The organism is Stenotrophomonas sp. 14P6.2.3 (assembly GCF_057799055.1).
On record NZ_JBYOLA010000004.1, the window covers coordinates 208,699 to 215,790 of the forward strand.

The 7,092-nt window shown below is 65.0% G+C and carries 4 protein-coding genes; 2 read left to right on the top strand and 2 right to left on the bottom strand.

All coding sequences use genetic code 11. The annotated features are described in order from the left end of the window. Positions 1–164: 164 nt before the first annotated feature. Together AC27VL_RS05955 and cueR are read left to right on the top strand one after the other, a co-directional pair. On the top strand, positions 165–2,666 hold the full coding sequence (locus AC27VL_RS05955) for a heavy metal translocating P-type ATPase (RefSeq protein ID WP_488765819.1): 2,502 nt from the start codon (positions 165–167) through the stop codon (positions 2,664–2,666). A gap of 12 nt (positions 2,667–2,678) precedes the next feature. After that, entirely contained in the window at positions 2,679–3,131 is a 453-nt protein-coding gene (gene cueR, locus AC27VL_RS05960; protein ID WP_488765821.1) for a Cu(I)-responsive transcriptional regulator, read from the top strand. Positions 3,132–3,208: 77 nt separating this feature from the next. On the opposite strand, the gene AC27VL_RS05965 is transcribed toward cueR, so the two are convergent. Both AC27VL_RS05965 and AC27VL_RS05970 read right to left on the bottom strand, forming a co-directional pair. Then, on the bottom strand, positions 3,209–3,403 hold the full coding sequence (locus tag AC27VL_RS05965; protein WP_100552413.1) for a heavy-metal-associated domain-containing protein: 195 nt from the start codon (positions 3,401–3,403) through the stop codon (positions 3,209–3,211). A 163-nt stretch (positions 3,404–3,566) separates the two neighbouring features. Then, positions 3,567–6,638: a TonB-dependent receptor gene (locus AC27VL_RS05970; RefSeq protein WP_488765822.1), complete on the bottom strand. Its 3,072-nt coding sequence runs from the start codon at positions 6,636–6,638 to the stop codon at positions 3,567–3,569. Between the last annotated feature and the right edge of the window lie 454 nt (positions 6,639–7,092).

The following is a 7,092-nucleotide window of genomic DNA, read 5'->3' on the forward strand; positions in this document are numbered from 1 at the left end:
GCGGGATGACGTGCAGCCACGCATGGCGTGGCTCTGCTGCGGCTTTGCAGTAGATCCACGCCATGCGTGGATGGGCCATCGGCGGGAGTGGGTGGATTTGACCTTCCCACGATGGCAAGGTCTAGGCTGGTCACCTCTCCAGATGGAACCAGGGAAACCAGGCCATGAGCACCTCCAGCGTTACCGCCGTCCCCGGGACGACTTCCACCCTCAGCCTGCCGATCGAAGGCATGACCTGCGCCAGCTGTGTTGGCCGGGTTGAGGCGGCCCTGGCCAAGGTCGAGGGGGTCGCCAGCGTCTCAGTCAACCTGGCCACCGAGCGTGCGGACATCCGCTCCTCTGGTCCGATCGACCGCGACGCGCTGATCCAGGCGGTGGAAAGAGTGGGTTATGAGGTACCGGCTGCGACCACCGAACTGGCCGTGGAAGGCATGACCTGCGCGTCCTGCGTCGGGCGCGTGGAGCGCGCGCTGTTGGCGGTGCCGGGCGTCAGCCAGGCCAGCGTCAACCTGGCCACCGAACGTGCGACCGTGCGCGGCGTCGCCGGCATCGACGCATTGGTAGCGGCGATCGACAAGGTCGGCTACGCGGCGCACGCGATCGATGGCGGCACCCAGGTCGATGAGGAAGCGGCGGAAAAGAAGGATGCCGAGCGGGTGGCGCTGAAACGCGACCTGATCCTGGCCAGCGTGCTGGCAGCACCGGTGTTCGTGCTGGAAATGGGTTCGCACCTGATTCCCGGCATGCATCACTGGGTGATGTCCACGATCGGCCTCCAGGCCAGCTGGTACCTGCAGTTCGTGCTGACCACGCTGGTCCTGGCCATTCCCGGCCGGCGCTTCTACCAGAAGGGCTTCCCGGCGCTGCTGCGCTTGGCGCCTGACATGAACTCGCTGGTGGCGGTGGGTACCGCTGCGGCGTTCGGCTATTCGGTCGTGGCCACCTTCATCCCGCACCTGTTGCCGGCGGGCACGGTGAATGTCTACTACGAAGCAGCGGCGGTGATCGTCGCGTTGATCCTGCTCGGGCGGTTCCTGGAGGTGCGCGCGAAAGGCCGCACGTCAGAGGCGATCAAGCGCCTGGTCAACCTGCAGGCCAAGGTGGCGCACGTCAGCCGCGAAGGGCGCATCGTCGATATCCCGATCAACGAGGTGCTGCTGGGCGACCTGCTGGAAGTGCGCCCGGGCGAGCGCGTGCCGGTGGACGGTGAGGTGACTGAAGGTCGCAGTTTCGTCGACGAGTCGATGATCACCGGCGAGCCGATCCCGGTGGAGAAGTCGGCAGGCAGCGGCGTGGTCGGCGGCACCGTCAACCAGAAGGGTGCACTGACCCTGCGTGCGACGGCGGTGGGTGGGCAGACCATGCTGGCGCAGATCATCCGTCTGGTTGAGCAGGCGCAGGGCTCCAAGCTGCCGATCCAGGCCGTGGTCGACAAGGTGACGCTGTGGTTCGTGCCGGCGGTGATGCTGGCGGCCCTCGCTACCTTCCTGGTGTGGCTGATCTTCGGGCCGTCGCCGGCGCTGACCTTCGCGCTGGTCAATGCCGTGGCCGTGCTGATCATTGCCTGCCCGTGCGCCATGGGGCTGGCGACGCCGACCTCGATCATGGTCGGCACCGGCCGCGGCGCCGAGATGGGCGTGCTGTTTCGCAAGGGCGAGGCGCTGCAGTTGTTGAAGGACGCCAAGGTGGTGGCGGTGGACAAGACCGGCACCTTGACCGAAGGCCGCCCGTTGCTGACCGACCTGGAGATCGCCGACGGCTTCGATCGCGCGCAGGTACTGGCCCGGGTGGCAGCGGTGGAATCGCGCTCGGAGCATCCGATCGCCCGCGCCATTGTCGAGGCGGCGACGGAGGAGGGCATCGCGCTGCCGGCGATGCTTGATTTCGAGTCGGTGACCGGCATGGGCGTGCGTGCCACCGTCGACGGCGCACGCGTGGAAGTGGGCGCCGATCGTTTCATGCGTTCGCTGGGCGTGGACATCGGCAGTTTCGCCGCGCTGGCCGATCGCCTGGGCAACGAAGGAAAGTCGCCGCTGTATGCCGCCATCGATGGCCGCCTGGCGGCGATCATCGCCGTCTCCGATCCGATCAAGCCGAGTACGCCGGCCGCCATTGCCGCCCTGCACCAGCTTGGCCTGAAGGTGGCGATGATCACCGGTGACAACGCCGCTACCGCGCAGGCCATCGCCCGCCAGCTCGGCATCGATGAAGTGGTGGCCGAAGTGCTGCCGGAAGGCAAGGTGGAGGCAGTGCGCCGGTTGAAGGCGGCTTACGGTCAGATCGCGTTCGTCGGTGATGGCATCAATGATGCGCCGGCGCTGGCCGAGGCTGATGTCGGCCTGGCGATCGGCACCGGCACCGACGTCGCGGTGGAGTCGGCCGACGTGGTGCTGATGTCGGGCAACCTGCAGGGCGTGCCCAACGCCATTGCGCTGTCGAAGGCGACCATCGGCAACATCCGCCAGAACCTGTTCTGGGCCTTCGCCTACAACACCGCATTGATTCCGGTCGCGGCCGGTGCGCTGTATCCGGTATGGGGCGTGTTGCTGTCACCGGTGTTCGCCGCCGGTGCCATGGCCCTGTCCAGCGTGTTCGTGCTCGGCAATGCGCTGCGCCTGCGGCGCTTCCAGGCGCCGATGGCGGACGCGTCCCATGCGGCCCACTGAAGGAGCGATTGCATGAACATCGGTGAAGCATCGAAGGCATCCAGCGTGTCGGCCAAGATGATCCGCTACTACGAGCAGATCGGCATGATTCCGCCGGCTGACCGCACCGGCGCGGGCTATCGCGCCTATTCGCAGGCCGACGTGCATCGGCTGCGTTTCATCCGTCGCGCGCGTGATCTCGGCTTTTCGGTGGCCGAGATCACCGACCTGCTGGGCCTGTGGAACGACACGTCGCGCCACAGCGCCGACGTCAAACGCCTGGCCGAGCAGCACATCGATGACCTGGAACAACGCATCGAGAACATGCGGCAGATGGCCGATACGCTGAAATCGTTGATCAGCTGTTGCGCCGGCGATGATCGCCCCGAGTGCCCGATCCTGCAGCGGCTGGGCGAAGGCGAGGAGGGCGCTGTTCCGATTGCAGCGCCGGCAGGCGCGGTACGCAGGCGCGCGCGCAGGACCTGACGAAGACAGATGGAAAAGAAAATGCCCGCCCCGGCAATTGCACGGGGCGGGCATCGTTCATGCAACTGGCAGGGTGTTCAGGCCGTACGCGGCGGGAAACCCGCTTCGGTCAGTGCCGCGACGATCTGTGCCTGGCTGGCCGACGTCTGTACCTGCACGCGGCGGCTTGCCGGGTCGGCCGACACGGTCGCTGCCGGGTCGACCAGTTCGATCGCCTTGGTCACGCTGCGCGCGCAGCCACCGCAGGTCATGCCTTCCACATGGAATTCCATCTGTAGCTCCTTCGATTCACTTGGGGGTGGAGGCAGTGTGCACCTTGCAACGATGGCAGGGTCAAGCGTTCCCCGGAGCGAAGGCACCACAAAAAACGGCAGCCACCTGTACCAGCGCGGCTGCCGTGGAGGATCGTCCCCGCCCACAGGCGGGGGTGAGGCCTTAGAACTTCCAGTTCACGCCGAAGTACAACTGGCGGCCGGCATACAGGTTGGACAGCAGACGGGCCTGGCTGTCATTGCCGATGTAGCTGCGCAGTTCCGACTTGGTGGCGTTCAGCACTGCCGCGGTGACCGTCCAGTCCTGCGTGAGGTTGTAGGCAACGTTCAGGTCGAGCTGGCTGTACGGCTTGGTGTAGGCGGTCATGCCATTCTGCAGCCCGCCAACCACTTCACCGCGACGGTTGTACGAGGCGCGGGCCAGGATCTTGTCGTTCTCGTAGAACACGGTCACGTTGGCCTGGTTCTTGGCGCTGCCGACCAGCGGCGACGAACCGATCTCTTCGCCATCAAGCACGATCGAGGCCAGGTTGGTGTCGTTGTAGGTGTAGTTGGCCTGCACACCAAAGCCCATGTCGAAGGTGTACTGGCCGTACAGTTCCACGCCCTGCGAGACGCCATCACGGCCGTTGGCCTCGGTGCGGTACTTCTGCACGGTGACCGTCTGGCCGCCGACGGTCATCTGCTGATCGCGCACCACCGGCACGGTGAAGTTGTCCACGTTCTTGCGGAACAGCGCGACACCGGCTGCGGAACCCGGCTTGAAGTACCACTCCAGGCCGATGTCGAACTGAACGGCCTTGAACGGTTCCAGTGCCTTGTTGCTGCCCGACCCATACCAGCCGGGAGTGTCGGTGCCGCCAGCGACGCGGCGGTCGTTGCTGTATTCCTCGCTGATGTAGGTGAGGCCGCCGGGATAGGCAATGCTGGTATAGCCCGGGCGGGCGATCACTTTCGAAGCCGCGCCACGCAGCACCAGGTTGTCGGTGATATCCCAGGCGATGTTGAAGCTGGGCAGGAAGTCGGTGTAGGTCTTGTCCAACGAGGCCAAGGTGAAGACCTTGTCGCTGGCCTGGGTGTCAGGCACGCGCACGAAGCCGCCCTGGCAGCGCAGGGTGGGATCGGCGGCCGGGTCATCGCAGCTCATCGGCGCGCCGCTGGCGTTGTCCACGAAGTAGTCGTTGAAGCGTTCGACCGAATCGCTGGACTGGGCAAACTGCCTGGTGCGCACCACGCGCACGCCGACGTTGCCGCGTACGCGCTCGGTACGGAAGTTGGCCTGGAAGTAGCCCGAGTAGATCTTCTCGTTGACGTCGTAGACGAAGTCTTCCTCGGTGCGGTTATGCGAGCCGCCGTAGGTCTTGTTCAGGTAATCGATGTAGGCCGGGTAGTTGATGCCCGGGAACACGTTGGCGTTGAAGCCGCCGGCAATGTTGCTGATCGGGTTGGACAGGAAGAAGCCGGGCTGGGCATCGCCGGCAGTTGAATCGCAACCGGCCTGGTAGCGGTTGTTCTTGTAGTCCGCCGGGTCCAGGCCCTGGCACACCCAGTAGGTATTGCCGGTATTGCGGTGCACCTTGCCGTCCCGGTACTTGGTGCCGAACTGGATCGAATCCAGCCAACCGGCTTCGAACAGTTTGGTGAAATCGGCCTGGAAGTAGTTCTGCTCGACCTCGGTCTGCATCCACGACGAGTCGGTGGAGCCGGTGTCCACTTCGGCGATGCCGGCCATCAACTGCTGCTGCAGATCCGGTGAGAACTGTGCCGATGGCGTACCGGTCAGGTCCCAGGCGGTGTAATTGACAGACTGCCAATCTTTTCCGACCTTTCGGCGCGGCTTGGCCGACATCCGGAAGTTCATCGACGGGCCGCCTTCAGACCAGGTGCGGCCGCCGGTGAACGACGCCTTCCACAGCGGGCTGATGTCCCAATCGATGGTCAGGTCGGCGGTCTGCGAGAGCGCTTTTTCCTTGCTGTAGCCACCGGTCAGCTGCGGGGTAGGCATGGTGCAGTCATCCGGGCCCCAGCCGCCCGGTGCCAGGCCGGCCGCCTTCGCCTGCTCTTCGCTGCAGATATATGTCTTGCCCGGCAGCTTTTCGAACTGTGCGCCGGTCACGATGCTGCCACTGGGGTCGAAGTCCAGCCCATTGAGCAGTCGTCCGCCAGCCCAGTTCCCGTCGCCGTTGAAGCGCGCCATGCTCCACTCCGGCACCTTCAGCATGTTCTGGGTGTAGTCACCCTGCAGCTCGAAGCGGAAGTAGTTGGCGGTCAGGGTCAGGTTGTCGATCGGCTTGAACTGGAAGGTCAGCTGGCCGCCCGTGCGCTCGCGCTTCTCTTCCTTCACCGCGAAGTTCACCGAGGTCGGCATGAAGAACTCGCTGTAGTTCTTGCCGGTCTGGTTGTTGAAGCCGGACTTGCCCCACCAGTAATGGATGCCGTCCTGTTCCAGCAGGTTGCCGTTGGCATCACGGGCGGTGGTGCCGTTGCCGTACCACTGATAGTCCTCGGTGCTGGCTTCCATGGTGCGGCTGGTGCGATTCTGCTGGGTCACGCCGACCAGCACGCCGAAGCGCTCGTCCTTGCTGTGCCAGGAATACAGCGCCGACACCTGCGGGTCGACGTCGTGGCTGGTGTCGGACGAGGTGCCTTCCAGGTTCACGTAGCCGGAATTGGCTTCCATCTCCAGCGGGCGGCGGGTGTGCAGGATGACCGTGCCGCCGATGCCGCCTTCGTCGATGCGCGCTTCCGGCGACTTGAACAGCTCGGCGCTGGACAGCATGTTCGACGGCAGCAGGGTGTAGTTGAACGAGCGGGTGGCTTCGTTGTTGGTTTCCGACGAAGCGACGAAGTTGCCGTTCAACTGGGTCAGGGTCAGGTCGGGCGCGAGGCCGCGCACGCTGACCGACTTGCCTTCGCCACCGCTGCGGGTGATGACCACGCCGGGCACGCGCTGCAGCGCGTCGGCCACGTTCTTGTCGGGGAACTTGCCAACGTCCTCGGCGGTGATCACTTCGACCACGGCGTTGGCGTCGCGCTTCTGCTGCAGGCTCTTTTCGATTGCGTAGCGATAGCCGGTGACCTGGACGCTGTCCAGGGTGGTGGCGTCCTGCGCGCCGGTCGTTGCCCCCTGCTGCGCGGAAGCGCCAAGCGGGGCGACGGCGGCGGCCAGGGCCAGCGCGATGGCCAGCGACAACGCGTCGTGGCCCTGCGTACGTGTTGAATGCTTCATTGCCATCTCTCCCTCTCTCCTGGATTGATCCGGTGACTGACTGACGCGGAAACTTGAATCGATCTAATTCGTGATGCCGATCTTGCCTTCGCCCTGCAGATGCAGCGAGCGCCTGGCAGATAGCGCGGCACGTCCTGTCTTGCTCCCCAACTCCGGGCCATCGCGCTGTCGTCTTGGATCGATCTAAGCGATGGGCGGGGCGATTTTTAGCACGGCAACGGCGCCGACGCATGTTGCTGCGCAATATGGCAGCGACGTGTCGTGCAAATGACCCTTCGGGGAAAATTGCTGTAAGCGGTTACATGCGCAAAGGGGGTGGGCCGGCCGGGCTGCGCCCGGCACCCGCAGAGGCCGAAGCCAGGGCAGCAGCAACGGCAACAGCAACAGCAACAGCACAGCGGCTTTCCGTGGGATGTCGGGGTGGGTCCGGTTGCGGGGGACGCTGCAAGTACGTCCCTGT

Bases quoted from the DNA above. Each gene is read 5' to 3' on its own strand.
- AC27VL_RS05955 (WP_488765819.1), top strand. From the start codon at position 165: ATGAGCACCTCCAGCGTTACCGCCGTCCCCGGGACGACTTCCACCCTC.
- AC27VL_RS05965 (WP_100552413.1), bottom strand. From the start codon at position 3,403: ATGGAATTCCATGTGGAAGGCATGACCTGCGGTGGCTGCGCGCGCAGC.
- cueR (WP_488765821.1), top strand. From the start codon at position 2,679: ATGAACATCGGTGAAGCATCGAAGGCATCCAGCGTGTCGGCCAAGATG.
- AC27VL_RS05970 (WP_488765822.1), bottom strand. From the start codon at position 6,638: ATGGCAATGAAGCATTCAACACGTACGCAGGGCCACGACGCGTTGTCG.